The sequence below is a fragment of the Clostridium sp. K13 genome, from assembly GCF_019734195.1.
Taxonomy (GTDB): domain Bacteria; phylum Bacillota; class Clostridia; order Clostridiales; family Clostridiaceae; genus Clostridium.
Window position 1 is genome coordinate 129,350 of record NZ_JAASHM010000001.1, and the last position, 25,045, is coordinate 154,394.

The 25,045-nt window shown below is 29.0% G+C and carries 23 protein-coding genes; 22 read left to right on the forward strand and 1 reads right to left on the reverse strand.

Translation table 11 applies throughout. The features are described 5' to 3' along the window. Window positions 1–34 precede the first annotated feature (34 nt). Window positions 35–625, reverse strand: coding sequence for a glycerol-3-phosphate 1-O-acyltransferase PlsY (plsY, locus tag HCG76_RS00635; RefSeq protein WP_221698415.1), 591 nt, complete (start codon window positions 623–625; stop codon window positions 35–37). A gap of 668 nt (window positions 626–1,293) precedes the next feature. Between plsY and HCG76_RS00640 the strand changes: the two genes are divergently transcribed. The 22 genes from HCG76_RS00640 to HCG76_RS00745 all read left to right on the forward strand — a co-directional run bounded on the left by HCG76_RS00640 (window position 1,294) and on the right by HCG76_RS00745 (window position 24,945). Next, the gene (locus HCG76_RS00640) at window positions 1,294–2,337 is read left to right on the forward strand and encodes an ABC transporter ATP-binding protein (RefSeq protein WP_221698416.1); all 1,044 of its coding nucleotides are present in this window, start codon (window positions 1,294–1,296) and stop codon (window positions 2,335–2,337) included. Next, a complete protein-coding gene (locus HCG76_RS00645; protein WP_221698417.1) occupies window positions 2,331–3,203 on the forward strand; it encodes a carbohydrate ABC transporter permease in 873 nt (290 codons plus the stop codon). The genes HCG76_RS00640 and HCG76_RS00645 overlap by 7 nt, the downstream gene beginning before the upstream one ends. Before the next feature lie 11 nt (window positions 3,204–3,214). Further along, window positions 3,215–4,042 carry a carbohydrate ABC transporter permease gene (locus HCG76_RS00650; RefSeq protein ID WP_221698418.1) on the forward strand — a complete coding sequence of 276 codons (828 nt, stop codon included), beginning with the start codon at window positions 3,215–3,217 and terminating at the stop codon, window positions 4,040–4,042. Between the two features lie 179 nt (window positions 4,043–4,221). Continuing rightward, the gene (locus HCG76_RS00655) at window positions 4,222–5,550 is read left to right on the forward strand and encodes an extracellular solute-binding protein (RefSeq protein WP_221698419.1); all 1,329 of its coding nucleotides are present in this window, start codon (window positions 4,222–4,224) and stop codon (window positions 5,548–5,550) included. 123 nt (window positions 5,551–5,673) lie between these two features. Then, window positions 5,674–6,636: a DHH family phosphoesterase gene (locus HCG76_RS00660; RefSeq protein WP_221698420.1), complete on the forward strand. Its 963-nt coding sequence runs from the start codon at window positions 5,674–5,676 to the stop codon at window positions 6,634–6,636. Between the two features lie 184 nt (window positions 6,637–6,820). Continuing rightward, window positions 6,821–7,987: an iron-containing alcohol dehydrogenase gene (locus HCG76_RS00665; RefSeq protein ID WP_221698421.1), complete on the forward strand. Its 1,167-nt coding sequence runs from the start codon at window positions 6,821–6,823 to the stop codon at window positions 7,985–7,987. 158 nt (window positions 7,988–8,145) lie between these two features. Further along, the gene (locus tag HCG76_RS00670; protein WP_221698422.1) at window positions 8,146–9,036 is read left to right on the forward strand and encodes a sulfide/dihydroorotate dehydrogenase-like FAD/NAD-binding protein; all 891 of its coding nucleotides are present in this window, start codon (window positions 8,146–8,148) and stop codon (window positions 9,034–9,036) included. Next, window positions 9,036–10,433 (forward strand): NADPH-dependent glutamate synthase, encoded by a 1,398-nt coding sequence (gltA, locus tag HCG76_RS00675; protein ID WP_221698423.1) that lies wholly within the window; start codon window positions 9,036–9,038, stop codon window positions 10,431–10,433. The genes HCG76_RS00670 and gltA overlap by 1 nt, the downstream gene beginning before the upstream one ends. A gap of 238 nt (window positions 10,434–10,671) precedes the next feature. Continuing rightward, window positions 10,672–12,105 carry a transcriptional repressor LexA gene (gene lexA, locus HCG76_RS00680; RefSeq protein ID WP_221698424.1) on the forward strand — a complete coding sequence of 478 codons (1,434 nt, stop codon included), beginning with the start codon at window positions 10,672–10,674 and terminating at the stop codon, window positions 12,103–12,105. A gap of 20 nt (window positions 12,106–12,125) precedes the next feature. Further along, the gene (locus HCG76_RS00685; RefSeq protein ID WP_221698425.1) at window positions 12,126–13,313 is read left to right on the forward strand and encodes a pyridoxal phosphate-dependent aminotransferase; all 1,188 of its coding nucleotides are present in this window, start codon (window positions 12,126–12,128) and stop codon (window positions 13,311–13,313) included. Window positions 13,314–13,549: 236 nt separating this feature from the next. Next, window positions 13,550–14,008 (forward strand): ribosome maturation factor RimP, encoded by a 459-nt coding sequence (rimP, locus tag HCG76_RS00690; RefSeq protein ID WP_221698426.1) that lies wholly within the window; start codon window positions 13,550–13,552, stop codon window positions 14,006–14,008. Window positions 14,009–14,025: 17 nt separating this feature from the next. Continuing rightward, complete coding sequence (gene nusA, locus HCG76_RS00695) at window positions 14,026–15,084, forward strand: transcription termination factor NusA (RefSeq protein WP_221698427.1); 1,059 nt, start codon at window positions 14,026–14,028, stop codon at window positions 15,082–15,084. Window positions 15,085–15,097: 13 nt separating this feature from the next. Further along, window positions 15,098–15,364: an RNase P modulator RnpM gene (gene rnpM, locus HCG76_RS00700; protein ID WP_221698428.1), complete on the forward strand. Its 267-nt coding sequence runs from the start codon at window positions 15,098–15,100 to the stop codon at window positions 15,362–15,364. Further along, complete coding sequence (locus HCG76_RS00705) at window positions 15,357–15,671, forward strand: ribosomal L7Ae/L30e/S12e/Gadd45 family protein (protein WP_195987779.1); 315 nt, start codon at window positions 15,357–15,359, stop codon at window positions 15,669–15,671. Before rnpM ends, HCG76_RS00705 begins: the two co-directional genes overlap by 8 nt. 15 nt (window positions 15,672–15,686) lie before the next feature. Continuing rightward, a complete protein-coding gene (gene infB / locus HCG76_RS00710; RefSeq protein WP_221698429.1) occupies window positions 15,687–17,750 on the forward strand; it encodes a translation initiation factor IF-2 in 2,064 nt (687 codons plus the stop codon). A 12-nt stretch (window positions 17,751–17,762) separates the two neighbouring features. After that, window positions 17,763–18,113: a 30S ribosome-binding factor RbfA gene (rbfA, locus tag HCG76_RS00715; RefSeq protein ID WP_221698430.1), complete on the forward strand. Its 351-nt coding sequence runs from the start codon at window positions 17,763–17,765 to the stop codon at window positions 18,111–18,113. A 1-nt stretch (window position 18,114) separates the two neighbouring features. Beyond that, window positions 18,115–19,086, forward strand: a complete 972-nt coding sequence (locus tag HCG76_RS00720; RefSeq protein ID WP_221698431.1) for a DHH family phosphoesterase — start codon at window positions 18,115–18,117, stop codon at window positions 19,084–19,086. 3 nt (window positions 19,087–19,089) lie between these two features. Then, complete coding sequence (gene truB, locus HCG76_RS00725; RefSeq protein WP_221698432.1) at window positions 19,090–19,968, forward strand: tRNA pseudouridine(55) synthase TruB; 879 nt, start codon at window positions 19,090–19,092, stop codon at window positions 19,966–19,968. 10 nt (window positions 19,969–19,978) lie between these two features. Then, window positions 19,979–20,917 carry a bifunctional riboflavin kinase/FAD synthetase gene (locus HCG76_RS00730; protein ID WP_221698433.1) on the forward strand — a complete coding sequence of 313 codons (939 nt, stop codon included), beginning with the start codon at window positions 19,979–19,981 and terminating at the stop codon, window positions 20,915–20,917. A gap of 165 nt (window positions 20,918–21,082) precedes the next feature. Then, complete coding sequence (gene rpsO, locus HCG76_RS00735) at window positions 21,083–21,346, forward strand: 30S ribosomal protein S15 (protein WP_133014141.1); 264 nt, start codon at window positions 21,083–21,085, stop codon at window positions 21,344–21,346. A gap of 84 nt (window positions 21,347–21,430) precedes the next feature. Then, window positions 21,431–23,530: a polyribonucleotide nucleotidyltransferase gene (locus HCG76_RS00740; RefSeq protein ID WP_221698434.1), complete on the forward strand. Its 2,100-nt coding sequence runs from the start codon at window positions 21,431–21,433 to the stop codon at window positions 23,528–23,530. 110 nt (window positions 23,531–23,640) lie between these two features. Next, complete coding sequence (locus HCG76_RS00745; RefSeq protein ID WP_221698435.1) at window positions 23,641–24,945, forward strand: M16 family metallopeptidase; 1,305 nt, start codon at window positions 23,641–23,643, stop codon at window positions 24,943–24,945. Window positions 24,946–25,045: the final 100 nt, after the last annotated feature.

Here is a 25,045-nt window from a genome sequence, read left to right on the forward strand (position 1 = left end):
CTGAAGTATAATTTCATCAGTGTTTTCATAAAATTTATTTTTCCTCACCCTTAATTAATCTAATAATGTTACTTTTGTGTCTCCAAAATACTAAAAGACAAGCAAAAAGTGTTGCATAGACATAATATTTGTTATAACCCAATAGAAGAGTCGATAAAAACAATGTAGCACCAGCTACTAAAGAACGAATTGAAACAATTTTTGTTACTAATTTTAAACCAAAGAAAATTACAGCTGTAATTAAAAAAGGTATAGGAATAACTATCATAAATGCTGCAGCAGAAGTAGCAACACCTTTACCACCTTTAAATTTCAAGAATATGGTATAGTTATGTCCTAAAATTGCAGCAATAGCAACTAAAGATAGGCTAAGGCTTTCGTTAGCTTGTAGTATATCAGTCCAAATTAAAATACGTGTTAATAATACTGGAATAATAGCTTTTAACATATCACAAATTGCAGTTATTTTTGAAAGTTTTTTCCCAGCCACTCTTTTTACATTTGTTGCTCCGATATTTCCGCTTCCGTAATCCCTTACATCTTTATTAAGTTTCTTTTTTACTAAAATATATCCACTAGGAATTGAACCCATAAGATATGAAAAAATAATCAGTAATGGTAACATGGATACCTCCTTATATATATCTTTACATAAATATAATATTTAACAATGTTAAATTATGCAAGGAATATTTATAAATAAAAATGATTAATCAACATAACTTTAATAACAATAATATATAAACACACATATAATATATGATGAATAAGGGAAAGGTAAATAGTGATATGGAAAAGTGGGATGAATTTGCTATTATAACTTTTATTACTTGTGATGCTATATTAGAAAATATTTATGAGATTAAATATTTTTATAAATATTTTCTGAAAAAAATTAAATTTGATGCTAAAGATATAATTAATAGGCTATTTAGATAACTATTTTTACAGATAATAATATATAAAAATAACAATAGAGAAAAAATGGTAAACATAAATTTTTTTAAATTAGGAAAGTATAGATAGTATAAAAGTTTTATTAGAAGCATTAGTTGGGAAAAGTATGAATAAAATTTAAAAAATAAGTTTATTTAACAAATAAAGCAATAAAAACATGGAAATAATGGAAAAAATTTAATATTATTAATAAAAAATTAAAATACAAAAAAGGATAGATTGGGAAAAATGTTGACAAATATAAAGTAATTGTCGTATTCTGTAATAGCGCGGAAAATTAGCGGTTTTTATATTTACATAGTAGACGGATTAAAAAAAGCATGAGGTGAATTATCAATGGGAATAAGACTAGAAAAACTAGTTGTAAAATTTGGAGATTTTAAGGCGCTTAATGAAGTTACGCTACAAATTCCGAAAGGAAAGTTAGTTTCATTATTAGGACCTTCAGGATCAGGGAAATCAACAACATTATTTACTATTTCAGGAATTCATAAACCACATAGTGGAAAGATTTACTTCGGAGATAGGGATGTAACTGGATTAGAACCAGAAGAGTTAGGAATAGGATTAGTATTCCAAAACTATGCATTATACCCACATATGACAGTTAGAGAAAATATATTATTTCCTTTAAAAAATTTAAAATGGGATAAGGCAGAGGCAGAAAAAAGAGCGGTAGAGGTTGCTAAAATCGTAAAGATTGAAAGTCAATTAGATAAAAAGCCATCTCAATTATCTGGAGGACAACAACAAAGAGTTGCTATAGCTAGAGCATTAGCTAAAAAGCCAGATATTTTACTTCTTGATGAACCTTTATCAAACTTAGATACAAAGTTAAGGGTTGAAACAAGACAAGAAATTAGAAGGATTCAAAAGGAAACAGGTGTTACAGCTATATTTGTAACTCATGACCAAGAAGAAGCTATGTCTATTTCAGATGAGATTGTATTAATGAAAGATGGTGCAATTCAACAAATTTCATCACCGAGTGATATATATATGAACCCAGTTAATAAATTTGTTGCATCTTTCATAGGAAGTCCAGAAATGAACTTTATAAACTTAGATTGTAAAGATGGAATGTCTGTTGTTGATTCATTAACAATAGAAAACTTACCTAAAGACAAATCAAAAGTTGTTTTAGGTGTAAGAGCAGAAGATTTTGAAGTAACAGATAAAGGTTTAAAAACTAAAGTTGTTACAGTAGAAATATTAGGTAGAGAAAGACTGTTAACATTAGATCATAACGGTGCTATATATAAAATGTTAGTTGATAAAGAGTTCTTTATTGATGAAGGTGCTGAACTAATGATTAAGCCAAAGACAGGAAAGAGTTATGTGTTTGATGCTGAAAGTGAGGAGTTCATAACAAAATGCTAAAGAAGAAAAATAAATTTAAGGGATATATATATTTACTACCTGCACTTGTAATACTAGGTATTTTTGTGTTTTATCCTATAATTAATACAATAATTTTTAGTTTTGATGAAACTAAAGCTAGTGGATTTGTTTTTGGATTTGGATCATATAAATATCTATTCCAAGATAAAAGATTTATACAATCTTTAATTAATACTGTAATTTATGCTGCTATAGTTCCAGCCTTATCAGTATTTATTTCTTTATTAATTGCTAATGCTTTAGCTAATATAAAAAATGAAAAAGTAAGAGGTGTATTCCAAAGTATTTACTTTTTACCTTACGTAACTTCATTAGTTGCTATAGGAATAGTATGGTCTTGGTTATTTAATTCTGAATATGGAATTATTAATTTCTTATTAGGAAAAATGGGGATAAATCCAATAAACTGGCTTAATGATCCTAAATATGCAATGATAGCATTAATAATATTTGCGGTTTGGAAGAGTTTGGCATTTAATACCTTAATATTAACGACAGGTATTGCATCAATAAATCCACAATATTATCAAGCTGCTAAGATTGACCAAGCAACAAGTGGAACTATATTTAGAAAAATAACTGTTAAGTTAGTTTCTCCTATGATTGCATATACATATGTTATTAGTTTAATAGCTGCTTTTAAAGTTTACACAGAGGTTTATGTTCTATTTGGAGGACGTACACTAGATGGTGCGGTTTCAACTGTTGTTAGATATATAATTGATAGATTCTACGGGGATCAAGATTTCCCATTAGCATTTGCTGCTTCAGTTGTTCTATTAATTATAATATTAACTGTTACTTTAGTGCAAAAAACAGTTGCTCGTAATAAGATTCATTACTAAGAGGTGTAAATATGAAAAATAAAAATAATTTTAAAGCATTCATTAAATACTTCTTATTAGTTGTATTTGCTATTGTAACGCTATTCCCATTTTATTGGATGATAGCATCGTCTTTAAAGTCAAGTTTTGAAGTTATTCAAACACCACCAACAATGGTTCCAGATAAATTTATGTGGAGTAACTTTAGTACTGCATTAGCAATGGCTCCTTTTGGAAGATATTTTATAAATACAATAATAGTTACAGCTTTAAGTATAATAAGTACAGTTGTAATTTCAATATTATCAGCTTTTGCTTTTTCTCATCTTGAGTTTAAGGGCAGAGATTTAATATTTGCTATTTTCCTAGCATCAATGATGATACCAGGAGAAGTATTAATAGTAACTAACTTTAAAACAATTTCATCTATGAATTTAATTGATAGTTATTCAGCATTATTTGTACCTTACATGGCAAATGTATTGTATATTTATATGCTTAGAGAATTCTTCTTAAAGATTCCAAAACAATTATATTACGCTGCAAAAATTGATGGTGCAAGCGATTGGAAATTCTTATGGAGAATAGTTGTGCCTATGGCAAAACCATCAATTATTACAATTTGTATATTAGTTGGAATAAATTCATGGAATGCATTCTTATGGCCATTACTTGTTACAAATAGTGATAACATGAGATTAGTTGCAAATGGATTAACTGCTTTCCAATCAGATGTAGGAAACCGATATGAATTATTAATGGCTGCTTCTACAATAATTACAATGCCAATAGTTGTAGTATATATGTTCTTACATAAAAAAATTATGAGTGGAATATCTATTGGTGGAATAAAAGGATAATATAAATAATTAGATATGTAGGGAAAGTGTGAATTAGAAGTTAAAATATTAATGCTTCAATTATTTATATAGAAGTTGTTATAAATGCTTTAATTATGTATATATAAAATTTAATACTTTATCTTTTGATCATCTTTTCTTAAATATATATATAAAATTAGGTTTTAGAGGTGAAACGAATGAAAAGAAGATTACTAGCATCTTTAATGACTGCAGTAGTTGCAGTTACAGCATTAACAGGCTGTTCAAGAAGTGATTCTACAAGCGAAAATATCGTTACAGAATTAAAAGAACCAGTTACAATTGAAATGTGGCACTATATGACTGGAAAACAAGCAGAAGTGTTACAAAGTATAGTTGATGACTTTAACAGTTCAAATACTCAAGGAATAACAGTTAAAGCTTCAGCACAAGGTAGTATTGTTGACCTAAACAAAAAGGTTATAGCTGCGTCACAATCAAATACTTTACCAGCTATAGTTAATGTTTATCCAGATGCGGCTACAGGTCTTATTAATGATGATAAGGTTGCGGACTTAACACCATATGTTAATGACAAAACTATAGGAATGGCAGAAGATATTAAAAACGACTTCATTCCAGATTTCATTAATGAATTATCACAATGGGGAGAAAATAAAATATATGGTCTTCCAATGACAAAATCTACAGAAGTTTTATATGTAAATAAAACTTTATTAGAGAAATTAGGATATACTGTTGATGATTTAAAAGATTTAACATTTGAAAAATTAGCAGAAATATCAGAAAAATCTCAAGCTCAATTAGGAATACCTGGATTTGGATTTGATTCAAGTTCAAACGCATTTATATCTAGTTTAAAAGAAGATGGAAAAGATTTCGTTCAACTAGATGGAAAAATAAATGTTGTTAATGATTGGTCTAAAGAATTCATGCAATTCTTCAGAAAAGAAACTCAAAGCGGAGCATTTAGAGTTCCTGGTGAAGATAAATTCTTATCAGGTCCATTCTCAAATCAAAAGCTTTTAGCTTATCAAGGTTCTTCAGCTGGATTCGCGCACATAAATACTAATGGTGCTTTTGAAATAGCTGTAGTAGAAGTTCCTCATTTTGAAGGAAAAGATAAAGCTGTTATTCAACAAGGTGCTTCTTTATTTATAACTAAAGATGTTACTGCAGAAGCTCAATATGCTGCTTATGAATTTGTTAAATTTGCAACTAACACTGAAAATACAGCTAAGTTTGCAACAGCTACTGGATATTTACCAGTTAGAAAATCAGCTCAAGATTCAACTATAGTTCAAGAAGTATTAGCTGATACTACTTCTCTATATGGAAAAATATATGATGTTGCTAAGCAATCTTTAGGATTTGCTTACTTTACTCCTGCAATAAACAATGCTCAATCAGCTAGAACAGTTGCAGAAGAAAAATATGCATCTTATGTAACAGGAACTTCAGATGATGTTGATGCTATGTTAAAAGAAATGGAATCTCAAGTTGAGACTTCAATAAGCCGTCAATAATACATTTAAGAGTATATAAAGATTTATACCCTGCTTAGCATTGCTAAGTAGGGGATTTTTTTATCAAATATATAATAAAATTAGTTAAAAATAAGTAATTAATTTATTTTAGGAGGTATTTAAATGAAAGAAGAATTAATGAAAAGTATAATAAATAAAATTGAAGAGTATGATACTATAGCAATATATCGTCATGTTTTTCCGGATCCGGATTCTTATAGCTCACAAACAGCTTTAAAAAGCATAATAAAAAATACATATCCTAATAAAAATGTAGTGATATTAGGTGAACATTCTAAAAATCTAGAATATATAAATGTTATGGATAAGGAAATAGAAATAAATAAAGATTGTTTAGCAATAATTGTAGATGTTGCTAATAAAGAAAGAGTTGATAATCAATCTTTTAATAATGCAGGTTATATAATGAAAATTGATCATCATAAACCTTTTGATGCTCCATTCGAAGATTTAACTTGGGTAGACACAGATTATTCTTCTTGTAGTGAAATGATTTTAGATTTATATTTAGCAAATGAGGATAAATTAAAAATAGATAAAAAGGGAAGAAAAGCTTTATTTACTGGTATAATTGGAGATACAGGAAGATTCTTATATATAGATAATCCAACAAAGTTATTTGAAAAGTTATATAAGATAACATTTGATTTAGAAACAAAAGAAATTTATGCAAATATGTATAGAAGAGAAGAAAGTGAATTAAAGTTCTTAGGATATATTTATAGTAATTATGTAACTACTAATAATGGAATGGCTTACTTAAAGGTAAAAAATGAAATTGCTAAAAAGTATGGATTAGAACCAATAAAAGCTGCTAGAATGGTAAATGCTCTTCAAGATACTGCAGGTATAATTAATTGGCATTTCTTTGTGGAAAAAGAAGATGGCTCAATTTTCTGTGAGTTTAGATCTAATGGTCCTAGAGTCAATGATATTGCATCTAGCTTTGGTGGCGGTGGTCATATGTTAGCAGCTGGTGCATCACTTGGAAATTGGGAAAAGGTTGATGAAATAATAAAAGCTTTTGATGAAAATTGTAAAAAATATAAAGAAAATAATAAATAAAATGTAAAAAAAAGTACCTAAGGATTAACTTTTTGTGAAAGTTGTCTTTGGGTACTTTTTTATTAGTTAAAAATATTTTAATTTAGTAATTTTATGGTATAATTAATTTATATTACTAATTAAGTAATATATAAACTATGTTTTATAAGGTAGAATTAATTGAGGATTTTGAGGAGGAGAAAATATGGCAAGATTTACATTACCAAGAGATATTTATCATGGTAAGGGTTCATTAGAAGTATTAAAAACACTAAAAGGGAAAAGAGCTGTAGTAGTTGTTGGTGGCGGATCAATGAAAAGATTCGGTTTCTTAGATAAAGTAGAAAGTTATTTAAAAGAAGCTGGAATAGAAGTTAAACTAATAGAAGGTGTAGAACCAGATCCATCAGTTGAAACAGTTATGAGTGGAGCAGCTGTAATGAGAGATTTTGAACCAGATTGGATAGTTGCTATGGGTGGGGGATCACCGATAGATGCAGCAAAAGCAATGTGGATTTTCTATGAATATCCTGATTTTACTTTTGAACAAGCTGTGGTACCTTTTGGATTACCAGAGTTAAGACAAAAAGCTAAGTTTGTAGCAATACCATCAACTTCAGGAACTGCTACAGAGGTAACTGCTTTCTCAGTAATTACAGATTATAAAGCTAAGATTAAATATCCTTTAGCAGATTTTAATATAACTCCAGATATTGCAATAGTTGATCCAGAGCTAGCACAAACAATGCCAGCTAAACTTGTTGCTCATACTGGAATGGATGCATTAACACATGCTATAGAAGCTTATACAGCTTCATTAAGATCGAATTTTTCTGATCCATTAGCTTTAAAAGCTATTGATATGGTTAATGAACATTTAGTTAAGTCTTTTGAAGGTGATGTAGAAGCAAGAAACTTAATGCACGAAGCTCAATGTTTAGCAGGTATGGCATTTAGTAATGCTTTATTAGGAATAGTACATTCAATGGCTCATAAGGTTGGAGCAGTATTCCATATTCCACATGGATGCGCAAATGCAATCTTCTTACCATATGTAATTCAATATAATAGAACAGAATGTGAAGGTAGATATGCTGATATAGCAAGAGTATTAAAGTTAGAAGGAAATACAGATGCTGAATTAACAGATTCATTAATAGCAAAAATAAATGAATTTAATGTAGCATTAAATATTCCATCATCAATGAAAGAATATGGAGTAACTGAAGAAGATTTCTTAGCTAATGTTAAACATATAGCTCATAATGCAGTTTTAGATGCGTGTACTGGATCTAATCCAAGAACAATTGATGATGAAACAATGGAAAAATTACTTTCATGCACATTCTATGGAAATAAAGTTAACTTTTAATATAAAATAATTGCAATATATTGAGTGAATTAAGAATGCATTTTCAAAGAGATATCTTTAAAAGTGCATTCTTAAACTTATAAGTAAAATTATAAAAATTAATTTATAAAATTAATTTATAAAAATATATAACATAAGAAAATATGGGGGTTATTAAGGTGTATAAGATAACAAGTAAAAAATTATTAACAGAAAACATATATTTAATGGATATAGAGGCTCCTAGAGTAGCTAAATCAGCTCAACCAGGGCAGTTCATTATTATTAAAAATAATGAAAAAGGTGAAAGAATTCCTTTAACTATTGCTGATTATGATAGAGAAAAGGGAACTGTAACAATAGTATTTCAAACAGTTGGATACGGCACTGAAGAGCTAGCTACTTTTGAAGTTGGAGACTATGTACAAGATTTTGTTGGACCATTAGGGCAACCTAGCGAATTTGTTCATGAAGATTTAAATGAACTTAAAAATAAGAAAGTCTTATTTGTAGCTGGAGGAGTTGGTGCTGCACCAGTTTATCCTCAAGTTAAATGGTTCCATGAAAATAATATAGATGTTGATGTTATTATTGGGGCAAGAAATAAAGAGTTAGTTATATTAGAAGAAGAAATGAAGAAGGTAGCTAAAAACTTATATATATCTACTGATGATGGTTCTTATGGCTTTAATGGTAGAGTAACAGATTGCTTATTAGATTTAGTAAATAATAAGGCTAAGAAATATGATCATGCTGTTGTTATAGGACCAATGATAATGATGAAATTTATGTCTATGCTTACTAAAGATCTTGGAATAAAGACTACTGTAAGTTTAAATCCTATTATGGTTGATGGTACAGGAATGTGTGGTGCTTGTAGAGTTACAGTAGGTGATGAAGTTAAGTTTGCATGTGTTGATGGACCAGAATTTGATGGTCATCTTGTAGATTTTGATGAAAGTATGAGAAGACAATCTCTTTATAAAAGTGAAGAAGGTAGAGCTATGCTTAAATTAGAAGAAGGCGACACACATCATAGAGAAGGTTGCGGATGCGGAGGACATAAATAATGAGTAGAGTAGTAGATAGAATGAAAAGAATACCTGTAAGAGAACAAGAAGCTAGCGTAAGAGCAAAGAATTTTGAAGAAGTTTGTTTAGGATATGATGAAGAAAGAGCTTTAGATGAAGCAAGCAGATGTTTAGGATGTAAAAATCCAAAGTGTGTAAGTGGATGTCCAGTATCAATAGACATACCAGGATTTATATCTCATGTTAAAGAAGGTAATTTTGAAGGTGCAGCAAAGGAAATTGCAAAGTATAGTGCGTTACCAGCTGTTTGTGGTAGAGTATGTCCTCAGGAATCACAATGTGAAGGTAAGTGTGTATTAGGAATAAAAGGTGAGCCAGTTGCAATTGGTAAACTAGAAAAATTCACAGCAGATTGGGCTAGAAAACATAACATTGATCTTTCAGATAAGGAAGAATCAAAAGGTAAAAATGTAGCTGTAATAGGTTCAGGGCCGGCAGGTCTTACTTGTGCAGGAGATTTAGCTAAAAAAGGATATGATGTTACTATCTTTGAAGCATTACATGAGGCTGGTGGGGTTTTAGTTTATGGTATACCAGAATTTAGATTACCAAAGGAAGAGGTAGTAAAATCTGAAATTGATAATATTAAAAAATTAGGTGTAAAAATTGAAACTAATGTAGTTGTAGGAAGAACTGTTACAATAGATTCACTAATTGAAGATGAAGGCTTTGATGCTGTATTTATTGGATCAGGAGCTGGACTTCCTAAGTTTATGGGAATACCAGGTGAAAATTCAAATGGAGTATTTTCAGCTAATGAATTCTTAACAAGAGTTAATTTAATGAAAGCATTTAAAGAAGAATATCATACACCAGTTAAAGTTGGTAAAAAGGTGGCTGTAGTTGGTGGTGGAAATGTTGCTATGGATGCTGCAAGAACAGCGTTAAGACTTGGTGCAGAAACTCATATTGTATATAGAAGAAGTGAATCAGAGCTTCCAGCAAGACTTGAGGAAGTTCATCATGCAAAAGAAGAAGGGGTAATATTTGATGTATTAACTAATCCTACAGAAATTTTAACAGATGAAAATGGATGGGTTACAGGAATGAAGTGTGTTAAAATGGAACTTGGAGAGCCTGATGCTTCTGGTAGAAGAAGACCAGTTGTTAAGGAAAATTCAGAGTTCGTTATGGATGTAGATACAGTTATAATGTCACTTGGAACTTCACCAAATCCTTTAATTTCTTCAACTACTAAAGGTTTAGAAATTAATAAATGGAAATGTATAGTTGCTGATGAAGAAAGTGGACTTACAACTAAAGAAGGAGTTTATGCCGGGGGAGATGCAGTTACAGGTGCTGCTACTGTTATATTAGCAATGGGAGCAGGTAAAAAAGCTGCAGCAGCTATTGATGAATATTTAAGTAATAAATAACGTGAATTTTAATTGACTTTTTTACAATAAATTAATAAAATTATTTTATAACTCCAAAGTTATTTTCTTTCTTTGGAGTTTTTCTTTATAAAAAAGGAAACTCCTTCGCCTAAATGTCAAATGAGTACACAGTGTGTGACTTCAAATGACCAAATTTAAATTTGGAGTTTCAATTAACTTTGATTAACTAAATTTAAATTTAGACTCTCATTTATGAGAGGTGACAGTAGGTGTAATTATGAAATTAACAAAGGTTCAAAATAGATTTATAAAAAATAAGAATATGGGCTTTTCATTAATGAAAGGAAAATCATTAACAGGAAAGACATTAGCAGCTTTACATAGAGTTATTAATTTAGAAAATAATTATTGCATTTATAATGAGGATAATATTTTATATTTATCTTCAAATTATGAAGAATTAGAAAAAAGTAAAAATTTATATAGAGAAAAAAGTAAAGTTAGTGAGTTTTATTCACTATTTAGTATGGATAAAGAAAGAGTAGAGTTTAATTTAGTAAAGACATTAATAAAAACTTTTTCGAAAAAATATATAAGTGAAAATAATTTAAAATTAAAGTTTATTTCTTTTGAAGAAGGATATAAATTTACAGAACATAAAGAATTTTATGATGAACTATCATCTTTTTGTAAAAAATCTAAGGTTATTAATAAGATTACAAGTGAAGATCTATATGATGAAATTATGTGGATAAAAGCATGTAATTTTACAAGAGAAGAATATAACGAAGTTGAAAGAAAAGGTAGAAAATATAGATTAATAAGAAATTCTTATACGAGAAATGCCATATATACACTTATGGAAATATATACATCAATATTAAGAGATAATGGATATTATGATTCTTATGATGAAGTATCCTTAGCTATAAAATATGGACAAAATTCTAAAGAAAAATATACTCATATAGTTTTAGATAATGTAGAATCTATGACTAAAGGTGAAATAGAGTTTGTAAAAAGTATTTACTGTAATAATTCTTATTCATCATTTATTTTTATCGTTAATAATGAAGTTTATAATGATAAAATGTGCTGGCTTATAAAAGGTAGAAAGCTTAAAAGTCTTGGAGCAGATTTTAAAGGAAAAACTTTTGCATTTAAAAAGGAATTTAAAGAAGAAAAAAATATTAATAAAAACTATATGAATACATTCCAATATGTAAATTTAAAATATAAAAACATAGTTGAATTTAATATTGATAGTTATTCCTCTAAAAAAGAAATTTATTTAGAGGATAATACTGTATTTAATGAAGAAGAACTAGTTGAAGTTGATGTTTATAACAATATAGCAGCTGGTAATCCTATTGAAATCAATGATGAGGTAGAAGGAAAGTTTAATTTACCTAAAAGTTGGTTAGAAAGAGGTAAGGACACTTTTATACTACATGTTAAAGGTGATAGTATGATTGATAAAAATATTGATGATGGAGATTTAGTTGTAATAAAAAGACAAAATACAGCATTAAATAATGATATTGTTGCAGCTAGCTTAGATGGAGAAGCAACTTTAAAGACTTTAAAGTTAAATGGTAAGGAACCTATGCTAGTTCCAGCAAACTCTAAATATAGTGAAATATATTTAGAAGGAAAAGAAGTAAATATATTAGGTGTGGCTATTGGGGTAATAAAAAATAAAGTAAATTAAGTATTAAGGGGGCTATAAAAATGATTTCAAGTAAAATGAAAGAGATGGTTTTAAACAGTTCTACTATTAGAGCTATGTTTGAAGAGGGGAAAAGATTATCAAAGATATATGGAGAAGAGAATGTTTTTGATTTTAGTATAGGTAACCCTAATGTAGAACCACCTAACGAAATTAAAGAAGTTATTAATAATATTATAAATGAAGAAAAACCTAACCTTATTCATGGATATATGAATAATTCGGGATATGAAGATGTAAGAGAAGCAATAGCTAATGATTTAATCAAAAAGTATAGTCTTAAATTAAAAAGTAAAAATATAGTTATGACTTGTGGTGCAGCTGGAGGATTAAATATAATTTTTAAAAGTATCTTAGATCCAGGAGACGAAGTTATTGTTTTTGCACCTTTCTTTGGGGAGTATATTAATTATGTAAAAAATTTTGATGGAGTAGTAACTGTTATATCGGCAGATACAGAAAATTTTCAGTTAAATTTAGAGGAATTGAAAAATAAAATATCAAATAAAACTAAAGCTGTAATTATTAATTCTCCTAATAATCCAAGTGGAGTTATATATAATGAAAAAACAATAAAAGAATTATCACAAATATTAAATGAAAAAGAACTAGAGTTTAATAAAGATATTTATTTAATTTCAGATGAGCCATATAGAGAAATAATATATGATAATACAACAGTTCCGTGTATATTAAATTATTATAAGAATTCATTTATAGGATATTCATATAGTAAATCATTATCTCTTCCAGGTGAAAGAATAGGTTATATTGTAATTAATCCTAAAATAAATACATTTGATGATATAGCATCAGCATTGAATATAGCAAATAGAATTTTAGGATTTGTTAATGCTCCTTCACTTTTTCAAAGAGTAATAAAAGAAAGTTTAAATTTAGAAGTAGATGTTAATATTTATAAGAAGAATAGAGATTTATTATATAATCATTTAACTTCTATAGGATTTGAATGTTTAAAGCCAGATGGAGCCTTTTATCTTTTTCCAAAATCACCAATAGATGATGATGTTAAGTTCTGTGAAGATGCTAAAAAGTTTAATATATTAGCTGTTCCCGGAAAAACTTTTGGATGTCCAGGATATTTTAGATTATCTTATTGCATAGCATATGATAAAATTGAAAAATCTTTAGAGGCTTTTGATGAGCTTATAAAATTATATATTGAATAAAAAAATGTAAATTTGGGCAAGTTTTAAATGGGGGAACTTAAATGTTGCTATAGCCCCTTGTATTTATTAGTAAAGTGTGCTAAGATGAATTAAGAAGTAATTTACTAATAGCTAGAAAATGAAGAGTGGGGCTTGTTCCCGCTCTTTCTATTTGAACGCAACTACTTTTTTAGTTGCGTTTTTACATACTATTTTTTAAATTGCTAAAAAACTGAATATTGCAAAGGAGGATAATTATGAAAATTGATGCCTTAGTTAATCAAATTTATGAAATGGTTAAACCCATAGCAGATGAACTTAACTATCAAATATATCATATTGAATATGTTAAGGAAAATGGAGAATATTATTTAAGAATATATATAGAAAAAGAAGGCGGAATTACTTTAAGTGATTGTGAAGCACTTTCAAGAAGAGTAAGTGATGTTATGGATGAAAAAGATCCAATAGCTGATCCTTATTTCTTAGAAGTTTCATCACCAGGTTTAAATAGAACTATATTTACTGAAGAACACTATAAGAGATTTATAGGTAGAGAAGTAATGGTTAGATTTACAAAAGCTATTGATGGAAAGAAAAATGCTAAGGGTATTTTAAAAGAAGTTAATGAAGATAATATAATAGTTGAAGCGGACACTTTAATAAGCATTCCAAAGGAAAAAATTAAAAGTGCAAATATTGAAGGGGAAATATAGTAAGGAGGATATTTAAGATGAACCAGGAGTTTATAGGTGCTCTTAAAGAAATCGTAAAAGACAAAGGTATTAGTGAAGATTTATTATTTACAACAATAGAGGATGCATTAGTTGCAGCTTATAAGAAAAATTATGCAGGACCAACATCTTCAGCACAAAATGTTAAAGTAACAATTGATAGAGAAAGTGGAGAAATTCATGTTTATTCTCAAAAAATTGTTGTTGAAGAAGTTTTTGATACAGTTACTGAAATTGGATTAGAAGAGGCTCAAGAAATAAAACCTACATATGATTTAGATGATGTAGTTGATTTTGAAGTTACTCCAAAGAATTTTGGAAGAGTTGCAGCACAGCTTGCAAAGGGAGTAGTAACTCAAAGAATAAGAGAAGCTGAAAGAAGTATCATATACAATGAATATAAAGAAAAAGAATATGATATTATTACTGGAACAGTTTTAAGAGAAGATAAAGGAAATGTTTTTGTTAATATTGGAAAGCTTGAAACAGCAATCGGTCCAAATGAACAAATTCCAAGAGAAAAATATAAGTTTAATGAAAAAATTAAATTATATGTTGTAGAAGTTAAAAATACTTCTAAAGGTGCTCAAATAATTGTATCTAGAACACATCCAGGATTAGTTAAGAGATTATTTGAATTAGAAGTTCCAGAAATATACGAAGGTGTTGTTGAAATAAAGAGCATTTCAAGAGAAGCTGGATCAAGAAGTAAAATTGCAGTAGTATCTCATGATGAAAATGTTGATCCTATGGGAGCTTGTGTTGGTCCTAAGGGAGCAAGAGTTCAAAATATCGTAAATGAACTTAAGGGTGAAAAGATAGATATAATTAAATGGAGTAAAAACCCAGAAGAATTTATAGCAAGTTCTTTAAGTCCAGCAAAAGTAGTAAGTGTAACAGTTGATGAAGATTCAAAATCAGCTAAGGTTATTGTAGATGATAATCAATTATCACTTGCTATTGGAAAAGAAGGTCAAAATGTAAGATTAGCTGCTAAGCTAACTAACTGGAAAATTGATATAAAGAGTAAGTCACAAGCTGAAGCAATAGAGGAATAAGGGGGATTTTTTTATGAAAGTAAAGAAAATACCTTTAAGAATGTGCACTGGCTGTATGGAAATGAAACCTAAAAAAGAGCTTATTAGAGTTGTAAAAAGTCAAGAGGGTGAAGTTTCTGTTGATTTAACAGGAAAGAAATCAGGTAGAGGTGCTTATATTTGTAAGAGCATTGAATGTTTAGAAAAGGCATTTAAGGCAAAGAGATTAAGTAGAAACCTTGATGTTGCAATAGATGAACAAATATACAACAGATTAAGGGAAGAGATAGTTAATGAATAAGTTTTTTAATTTTTTAGGTCTTGCTAAGAGATCAGGAAATTTAATAGAGGGGTATAGCAAATGTGATGAACAGCGAAATAGACGTAGTTTTTATCTTGTTATACTAAGTGATGATGCTTCTAATAGTACAAAAAAGAAGTTTAGAAATCATTGTGCTGAAAAGAAAATTCCTCTTATAGAAGGCTTTTCTAAGGAAGAACTAGGCAACCCAATTGGAAGAGAGGAAATAAAAGTTTTAGCTATAATAGATAAAAATATGGCTGAAAAGTTAATATCCTTGTACCAAAATGAAGAAGGAAGAAATTAACCGGGGGTGATTTTATTGTCAAAGATTAGAGTATATGAATTGGCAAAGGAGCTTAATGTGAGCTCAAAAGATTTAATAAATTTATTAATGGAAGAATTTGGTGTTGAAGTTAAAAATCATATGAGTGTAATAGAAGATGAAGACGCAACACTAATAAAAGAATTATTAGGTGATACAAACACTTCAGAAGAAGGTAAGAAAAGTTTAGTTGATGAATATGAAGACGAACTTGCTGAATCACTTAATAAAGGCGTAAGAAAAAAGAAAAAGACTAAAAAAGAATTAGAACAAGAAGAAGTTGAAAGAAATGCTGAAGCTGCATGTGGAGTAATTGAAATTGGTGAAACAATAACAGTTAAAGAATTATGCGAAAAGCTAGGTAAGCCAACAAATGATGTTATTAAGAATTTAATATTCATAGGTGTAATGGCTGGTGTTAACCAAGAGATAGACTTCGCTACAGCTGAAAAACTTTGTGAAAAGTATGAAGTTTTAGTTGAAAGAAAAGAAGAAGAAACTGAATTAGAAGCATTTGAAGAAGAAACAGATGTTGTTGAAGAAAACTTAGAAAAGAGACCACCAATAGTAACAATTATGGGTCACGTTGACCATGGTAAGACTTCACTTTTAGATGCTATAAGACATGCAAAAGTTACAGCAAGTGAAGCAGGTGGAATAACTCAACACATTGGTGCTTACACAGTATCATTAAATGGAGAAAAAATTACATTCTTAGATACTCCAGGACACGAAGCTTTCACTGCTATGAGAGCTAGAGGAGCTCAAGTTACTGATATAGTTATATTAGTTGTTGCAGCTGATGATGGTATAATGCCACAAACTAAAGAAGCTATAAACCACTGTAAGGCAGCAGAGGTTCCTATGATAGTTGCTATCAACAAAATTGATAGACCAGGAGCTAATATTGATAGAGTTAAACAAGAATTAACTGAGCATGGTTTAGTTTCAGAAGACTGGGGTGGAGATACTATTTGTGTTCCTGTTTCAGCTAAGACTGGTGAAAACCTAGAAAGCTTATTAGAAATGGTACTATTAACATCTGAAATGCAAGAGTTAAAAGCAGATCCAAATAGAAAAGCTAAGGGTACTGTAATTGAGGCTAAATTAGATAAGGGTAGAGGAGCTGTTGCATCACTACTTATTCAAAATGGTACTTTAAATGTAGGTGATTCTATCTTAGTTGGTTCTACTTACGGTAGAATAAGAGCTATGTTTGATGATAGAGGAAAGAAAATAAAGAGTGCTGGACCATCTATTCCAGTTGAAATATTAGGGCTTTCTGAAGTGCCAGCTGCTGGTGATAGATTTATAGTTTGTAAAGATGAAAAGACTGCAAGAAATATGGCTGAAGTTAGAAAGCAAAAGATTAAAGCTGATAGTCATCAGGCTTCTAATAGAGTATCTTTAGAAGATTTATACAGTCAAATTCAAGAAGGAAAAGTTAAAGAATTAGCTATAGTTGTTAAAGCGGACGTTCAAGGTTCTGTTGAAGCAATAAGACAATCTTTAGAGAAGTTATCTACTGATGACGTTAAGGTTAGAGTAATACATGGTGCTGTTGGTGCTATAACAGAAACAGACGTTACACTTGCTGCAGCTTCAAATGCTTTAGTTATTGGATTTAACGTAAGACCAGATTCAAATGCAACAGTTCAAGCAGAAAAAGAAAACATTGAAATAAAAACATATAGAATAATATATGATGCAATTGAAGATGTTAAATCTGCTATGATTGGTATGCTTGAACCAGAATATAAAGAAGTTATAAATGGTAAAGCAGAAGTAAGAATGACATATAAGATTTCAAATGTAGGAACTATAGCAGGTTGTTATGTTATAGATGGTAAAATTGTAAGAAATTCTGAAGTTAGAGTAATTAGAGATGGTATCGTAATATTCGAATCAACATTAGCTTCATTAAAGAGATTCAAAGATGATGCTAAAGAAGTAGCTAAAGGATATGAATGTGGTTTAAGTGTTGAAAAGTTCAACGATCTTAAAGAAGGCGATATTATAGAATCATTTACAATGGAAGCTATTAAAAGAAAAGAGCTTTAAGAGGTGTTTTAAATGGCTAACTATAGAGGCGGAAGAATAAACGAAGAAGTAAAAAGAGAAATTAGTAATATAATAAGAAATGAAATAAAGGATCCAAGACTTACTGCCATGGTATCAGTTACTGATGTAAAAGTAACTAAAGATTTAAGATATGCAAAGGTATTTGTAAGTATATTTGGAAAAGATGATGAAGAAAAGAACAATACATTTATTGCTCTAAAAAATGCTAGTGGATATATTAGAAAAGAAATAGGTCAAAGAATTAATTTAAGATACAATCCTCAAATAATATTTGAACTTGATGATTCAATCAATTATGGAATGCATATTGAAGAATTAATTCAAAAGGTAAAAGAAAAGTAATATGACATTAAGTCAAATTGCAAAGTTTATATTAGAAAGTAAAAAAATAGGCATTACCTACCATGTATCACCTGATGGTGATGCAGTAGGTAGTGTTCTTGCACTTTTTAACGCTTTAAAGAGTTTAAACAAGGATTGTTATATATTATCAAAGGATACATTATCAGATAATTTAAAATTCTTAAAAGGATCTGATGAAGTTACAGGAGAAATTACAGAACCTGACGATGAAACAGATATTGTAGTAGTTCTTGATTGTGGAAATTTAGAGAGAGTAAGTGCAAATTTTAAAAAATTCACTGGCACAATAGTAAATATAGATCATCACCTTTCAAATGATAAATATGGTGATATTAATTATATAGATTCAAATGCAGCGGCAACAGCTGAAATAGTATTTGAATTATTAAATTTAATGGGAATAAACTTTGATGAAGCAAATAGTGTTATTAAGGATATAGGAACTTGTATGTATACTTCAATAGTAACAGATACAGGTGGATACAGACATTCTAATGTAACTGAAAGAACACATAAAATATCTGCAACATTAAAGAAAATAGGTGTAGATAATACTTTTATTTATCAAAGTCTTTTTGATAATAAGGATTTTAGTAGAATAAAGCTAATAGGAAAAGCATTAAGCAATATGCAACTTATTTTAAATGGTAAAGTTGCATTATTAGAATTAGATAAAGCTTTTACAGAAGATTTAGGAATTGATATAGGTGATACATCAGATATAATATCTTATGGACTTCAAATTAAAGGTGTTGAAGTAACATTATTATTAAAAGAAGTTGAAGATGGTGTTAAAGCTAGCTTAAGAGCTAAGAGTTATGTTGATGTAAGAAAAATAGCAGAAGTTTTTGGTGGCGGTGGTCATATAAGAGCTTCTGGTATAAAAATTAAAAATATGTCAATGGAAGAAGCTAAATACGAAATATTAAATGAAATACAGAAAGAGTTGTAAGATATGAATGGTATTTTAAATATCTTTAAACCAAAAGGAATGTCATCTTTTGATGTTGTTAGAGTAGTAAAAAAAGTAGCTAAAACAGGAAAGGTTGGACATACTGGAACATTAGATCCAGAAGCCACAGGAGTATTGCCCGTATGCATTGGGAGAGCAACTAAAATAATAGATTATATTATGGATTCAGAAAAGGTATATGAAGTTACTTTTAAGTTAGGAATTAGGACAACTACTTATGATTTAGAAGGAGAAGTTTTAGAAGAAAAAGATACTTCTCATTTAAGTGATGATAATATATTAGCTGTAATAAAAGAGTTTATAGGGGAATATTCTCAAGTTCCACCTATGTATTCAGCATTAAAACAAAATGGTGTTAGACTTTATGAGTTAGCTAGAAAAGGAATAGAAGTAGAAAGAGAAGGAAGATTAATAAATATCTATAATATTGAAGATATTAAAATAAATAATCCATATGTTTCTATGAAAGTTACATGTTCTAAGGGAACTTATATAAGAAGTCTATGTTATGATATAGGAGAAAAATTAGGTGTTTTTGCAACTATGACAGAGTTAAATAGATCAAAAACATCTGTATTTGAACAAAGTAAATCAATTAACATTAATGATTTAACAGAAGAAAATATAGAACACTATATTGTAACTATGGAAGATGCGTTAAGTAAATATGAGGCTATTATAGTTCATGGAAAGTATGTAAAACTTCTTATAAATGGAGTAAGAGTTGCTGATAATAGATTTACTAAAGATAAGATTATTAATAATAGATTATATAGAGTATATGATGAAAATAATAATTTTATAGGCCTAGGTGAAAGAAATAATGCTGGCTTTAAAATAGAGAAGTTACTAATCACATAGGAGAAAAATAATGCTAATATATGATAACAAGGCTTTTGATGAAGAAAGTAGAAATAATTATATAGCTCTTGGTAGCTTTGATGGATTACATTTAGGACACTTGTCATTAGTGAGAAAAGTTAAAAATTTAGCGGCGAAAAATGGTGGTAAATCAGTTGTTTTTACTTTTAAAAATCATCCTAGAACATTTATAAATATTAATAACAAAATAGAATTGATTATGACTAATGAAGAAAAGATTGAAGTTTTACAAAAAGAAGGTATAGATATACTGGCATTTAAAGATTTTGATGAAAAAATAATGAAAATGATGCCAGATGACTTTATTAAATGGTTATGTAAAACTTACAATGTAAAAGGAATTGTCGTAGGATTTAATTTTAAATTTGGTTATAAAAACTTAGGTGATATTGAACTTTTAAAAAAGTTCGAGGAAAAATATAAGTATGAATTATATGTAATGGAACCTTGTAAAATTCAAGATGAAATAGTGAGTTCTACAACAATTAGGAAAGAGTTAATAGAAGGAAATGTAAGAAAAGCATTTAATATGTTATCTAGACCATATATGCTTTCTGGAAAAGTAATAGATGGTAAAAAACTAGGAAGAACTATAGGTTTTCCAACTGCCAATTTAGAGATTGATAAAGAAAAAGTTATTCCTAAAAAAGGAGTTTACTATACTAATGTAAAATTTAATGAAAAAATTTTTAAAGGAATTACTTCTGTAGGGAATAATCCTACTGTAAATGGGCAAGAATTAACTGTAGAAACCTATATCTTAGATTTTAGTAATGATATATATGGAAAAGAAATTAATATTTATTTTATTGATAGAATTAGAGATGAAATAAAATTTAATAATATTAATGAATTAATTGAACAATTAAAAAAAGATAAAAAATTTGCAGAGAAAAGTAGTGAAGTCATAGGTCAAAATAATATATAATTTTTTATTATTAGATAATAAAATCTAAATAAATTTAAAATTATAAATTATGTTTACAAGATAGACTTACTTTGCTATAATATTTCATGAAGAACCTACTTCTAAGATTTGAGGGTGATTTCTCTTTTCCTGGAAATAGGGGATAAATTAATTGGAGGTGTCATTATGGACGCAATAAGAAAGCAAGAATTAATCAAACAATACGGAAGACACGAAGGAGACACTGGTTCACCAGAAGTTCAAATCGCTCTTTTAACTGAAAGAATCAACTCATTAACTGGACACTTAAAAGTTCACAAAAAAGACCACCACTCAAGAAGAGGTCTTTTAATGATGGTTGGACAAAGAAGAGGTCTTTTAAATTACTTAGCTGAACAAGATATCGAAAGATACAGAGCTATAATAGCACAATTAGGCTTAAGAAGATAGTCTTTATAGAGCGGGTTTTATCCGCTCTATTATTTTAAAAAAATTAAATTAGTAGAACCGTAAAACCTGAAGGGAGGTTATTAAATGACTAATATACTAGAAAGAAATATAGCTGGTAGAAATATGAAAGTTGAGTTTGGTAGAGTTGGAATGTTATCAAATGCAGCTATTTTTATGAGCTATGGAGATACAGTAATATTAACAAATGTTAATGCTTCAGAAAAACCAAGAGAAGGAATAGATTTCTTCCCATTAAGTGTTGAATATGAAGAAAGATTATACGCAGTTGGTAAAATACCAGGTGGATTTATAAAAAGAGAAGGTAGACCTTCAGAAAATGCAATTCTTTTCGGAAGAGCTGTAGATAGACCATTAAGACCATTATTCCCTAAGGGATATAGAAATGATGTTCAAGTGGTTTGTACAGTTGTATCTGTAGAACAAGATAACTTACCAGAAATTCTAGCAATTAATGCAGCATCAATGGCATTATCTCTATCAAGTATTCCTTTTACAACTCCAGTTGCAGCAGTGCAAGTTGGATTAATCGATGGAAATTTTGTTTTAAACCCTACTTCAAAAGAAAGAGAAGAAAGTATTCTTCAATTAACTGTTTGTGCAACTAAAGAAAGAGTTATGATGATTGAAGCTGGTGGAAATGAAATACCAGAAGATACAATGATTAAAGCAATTGAATATGGTTTTGAAAAGTGTCAGGATATAGTTGCATTCCAAGAAGAAGCAATGGCTAAGTTTGGAAAGGAAAAGGATGAACCTGTTCTTTATAAACCAGATGCAGAACTTACAAAGGATATTCAAGAGTTCGCTGGTGAAATGATCAAAGAAGCTATGTGGATTACTGATAAAGATGAAAGAAATGCAGCAATGGATGTAGTAAACGATAAAATAACTGAAGAATTTGCAGAGAAGTATCCAGATACATTTGCAGATTCTAAAGAAATAGTTTATAACATGCAAAAAGAAGTAGTTAGAGATATGCTTTTAAACCATTCTAGAAGACCAGATGGAAGAGCTTTTGACGAAATAAGAAAGATTTCATGTGAAGTAGATTTACTTCCAAGAACTCATGGAACAGGTTTATTTACAAGAGGATTAACTCAAGTTATGACTGTAGCTACTTTAGGAGCTGTTGGAGACATTCAAATTATAGATGGTATAGGTGAAACAGAATCTAAGAGATATATGCATCACTATAACTTCCCTGCTTACTCTGTTGGTGAAGTAAAGCCATTAAGAGGTCCAGGTAGAAGAGAAATAGGTCATGGAGCTTTAGCAGAAAGAGCTTTAGAACCACTTATTCCTTCAGAAGAAGAATTCCCATATACAATTAGATTAGTTTCAGAAGTATTAAGCTCAAATGGTTCGACTTCTCAAGCTTCTGTTTGTGGATCTACATTAGCATTATTAGATGCAGGTGTTCCAATTAAGAGACCAGCAGCAGGTATTGCAATGGGGCTTATAACATCAGAAGATTTAAGCGAAGAAGAAGTTTTAACTGATATACAAGGAATCGAAGATTTCTTTGGAGATATGGACTTTAAAGTAGCTGGTACAACTGAAGGTATAACTTCAATTCAAGTTGATACTAAGATTAAGGGATTAAGCTTTAATGTAATTGAAAAAGCAATTAAAAATGCAAGAAAAGCTAGATTACACATTTTAGATAAAATTAACGAGTGTATACCAGCACCAAAATCAGAAGTATCTAAATTTGCACCAAAAACATCAACTATTTCTATCGATCCAGAAAAGATAAGAGATGTTATTGGAGCAGGTGGTAAGGTTATTAATAAGATAATAGCTGATACAGGTGTTAAGATTGATATTAAAGAAGATGGTACAGTATTTGTTTCTTCACCAGATCATGATGGAGTAAATGAAGCTATTAGAATTATTGAAGGATTAACTAAGGAAGTTCAAGCAGGTGAAGTTTACTTAGGAAAGGTAACTAAAATAGCTGCATTTGGTGCATTTATTGAAATCTTACCTAATAAAGAAGGACTTTGTCATATTTCTAAATTAGATAAGAAGAGAGTAGAAAAGGTTGAGGATGTTGTATCTGTTGGAGATGAAATTTTAGTTAAAGTAACTGAAATAGACTCTCAAGGAAGAATTAACCTTTCAAGAAAAGATGCTCTTCCACAAGATGAGGTAACTGAATAATAAAAATGTTAAAAGAGAATTTAAAATAATTCTCTTTTTTTTACTATATAGAATAAATATGATAAGATTAAAATAAACTAAAAGCAAATCGATAAAAAATGGAGGTAAATATGTTTAATTTATATACATTAGATAATGGCTTAAGGGTTGTAACAGAATATATTGAGCATGTTAATTCTATAAGTGTAGGAATAATGGTTCAAAATGGTTCAAGAAATGAAAGTAAAGATGTTAATGGTATTTCACATTTTATAGAGCATATGTTTTTTAAGGGGACAGATAAAAGAAGTGCAAAGGAAATAGTACAAGAAATAGAAAATATAGGTGGACAAATTAATGCTTATACAAGTAAAGAAACTACTTGTTATTATATAAAAGCATTAAATACTCATGTTGATTTATGTCTAGACGTAATTTCTGATATGATATTAAATTCAAAATTCGATGAAGAAGAAATTGAAAAAGAAAAAGGTGTAGTTATTGAAGAAATAAATATGAGTCAAGATAATCCAGAAGATGTATTAGACGAAATACATTCAGAAGCTATCTTTGGAAATAATTCTTTAGCATATCCTATTTTAGGGACACCTGATAGAATAAAATCTTTTAATAGAAAAAAGATTAAGGACTATATTAGAACACATTATACTCCTTATAATTCTGTTCTTAGTATTTGTGGAAAATTTGATGAAAAAGAACTAAAAAAGCTTATTGAAGAGAACTTCGGAAAATGGAGTAAGGATGATATATATAATCCAACATATGAAGCTATTTCTTTAAATCATGGAAGTAAATATTCAGAAAAGCAAATAGAACAAGTTCATATAAATTTAGGGTTAAATGGGTTACCATATGCTGATGATAAGTCATATTCGTTAGTATTATTAAATAATATATTTGGTGGTGGAGCATCATCAATACTTTTCCAAAAAGTTAGAGAAGAATTAGGTTTATGCTATAGCGTTTATTCTTATATGCAACCATATTTAGGAGTTGGAACATTAAATATATATACAGGATTAAGCAATAAATATTGTGATAAAGCAATAAGTGTTATTAATAAGCATTTATATGATTTTGCTGATAAAGGTATAAGTAAAGAGTTATTAGAGATTAATAAAGAAAAGATTAAAGCAAGTTATATTTTAGGCTTAGAAAGTACTTCGTCTAGAATGTTTGCTAATGCAAAGTGCTTCTTGTTACAAAATAAAATAAAGACTCAAGAAGACGTTATTAATAGAATTAACAAAATAGATAATGATGACATAAACTATGTATTGGAGAGATGTTTTAAGCCAGGAATAGTTAGTAGTGCTTTTGTAGGGCAAGGAGTAGAAGCTGATAAATTAAATTCAATTATCAATGATTCTAAAGTTGCATATAAGAGTTGTACTGATGAAAAATTCCTATTGTAAGTTTTGCTTATAGTTGATATATTATTTAAGGAGAGTAAAGTGCTAACTGGGTTTTAAGATTATATGTAAAGTAATATATTACCTATTGAATGCATAATAT

Excerpts from the sequence above, each read along its gene's own strand:
- plsY (WP_221698415.1), bottom strand. The coding sequence starts at position 625 with ATGTTACCATTACTGATTATTTTTTCATATCTTATGGGTTCAATTCCT.
- HCG76_RS00640 (WP_221698416.1), top strand. The coding sequence starts at position 1,294 with ATGGGAATAAGACTAGAAAAACTAGTTGTAAAATTTGGAGATTTTAAG.
- HCG76_RS00645 (WP_221698417.1), top strand. The coding sequence starts at position 2,331 with ATGCTAAAGAAGAAAAATAAATTTAAGGGATATATATATTTACTACCT.
- HCG76_RS00650 (WP_221698418.1), top strand. The coding sequence starts at position 3,215 with ATGAAAAATAAAAATAATTTTAAAGCATTCATTAAATACTTCTTATTA.
- HCG76_RS00655 (WP_221698419.1), top strand. The coding sequence starts at position 4,222 with ATGAAAAGAAGATTACTAGCATCTTTAATGACTGCAGTAGTTGCAGTT.
- HCG76_RS00660 (WP_221698420.1), top strand. The coding sequence starts at position 5,674 with ATGAAAGAAGAATTAATGAAAAGTATAATAAATAAAATTGAAGAGTAT.
- HCG76_RS00665 (WP_221698421.1), top strand. The coding sequence starts at position 6,821 with ATGGCAAGATTTACATTACCAAGAGATATTTATCATGGTAAGGGTTCA.
- gltA (WP_221698423.1), top strand. The coding sequence starts at position 9,036 with ATGAGTAGAGTAGTAGATAGAATGAAAAGAATACCTGTAAGAGAACAA.
- lexA (WP_221698424.1), top strand. The coding sequence starts at position 10,672 with ATGAAATTAACAAAGGTTCAAAATAGATTTATAAAAAATAAGAATATG.
- HCG76_RS00685 (WP_221698425.1), top strand. The coding sequence starts at position 12,126 with ATGATTTCAAGTAAAATGAAAGAGATGGTTTTAAACAGTTCTACTATT.
- rimP (WP_221698426.1), top strand. The coding sequence starts at position 13,550 with ATGAAAATTGATGCCTTAGTTAATCAAATTTATGAAATGGTTAAACCC.
- nusA (WP_221698427.1), top strand. The coding sequence starts at position 14,026 with ATGAACCAGGAGTTTATAGGTGCTCTTAAAGAAATCGTAAAAGACAAA.
- rnpM (WP_221698428.1), top strand. The coding sequence starts at position 15,098 with ATGAAAGTAAAGAAAATACCTTTAAGAATGTGCACTGGCTGTATGGAA.
- HCG76_RS00705 (WP_195987779.1), top strand. The coding sequence starts at position 15,357 with ATGAATAAGTTTTTTAATTTTTTAGGTCTTGCTAAGAGATCAGGAAAT.
- rbfA (WP_221698430.1), top strand. The coding sequence starts at position 17,763 with ATGGCTAACTATAGAGGCGGAAGAATAAACGAAGAAGTAAAAAGAGAA.
- HCG76_RS00720 (WP_221698431.1), top strand. The coding sequence starts at position 18,115 with ATGACATTAAGTCAAATTGCAAAGTTTATATTAGAAAGTAAAAAAATA.
- truB (WP_221698432.1), top strand. The coding sequence starts at position 19,090 with ATGAATGGTATTTTAAATATCTTTAAACCAAAAGGAATGTCATCTTTT.
- HCG76_RS00730 (WP_221698433.1), top strand. The coding sequence starts at position 19,979 with ATGCTAATATATGATAACAAGGCTTTTGATGAAGAAAGTAGAAATAAT.
- rpsO (WP_133014141.1), top strand. The coding sequence starts at position 21,083 with ATGGACGCAATAAGAAAGCAAGAATTAATCAAACAATACGGAAGACAC.
- HCG76_RS00740 (WP_221698434.1), top strand. The coding sequence starts at position 21,431 with ATGACTAATATACTAGAAAGAAATATAGCTGGTAGAAATATGAAAGTT.
- HCG76_RS00745 (WP_221698435.1), top strand. The coding sequence starts at position 23,641 with ATGTTTAATTTATATACATTAGATAATGGCTTAAGGGTTGTAACAGAA.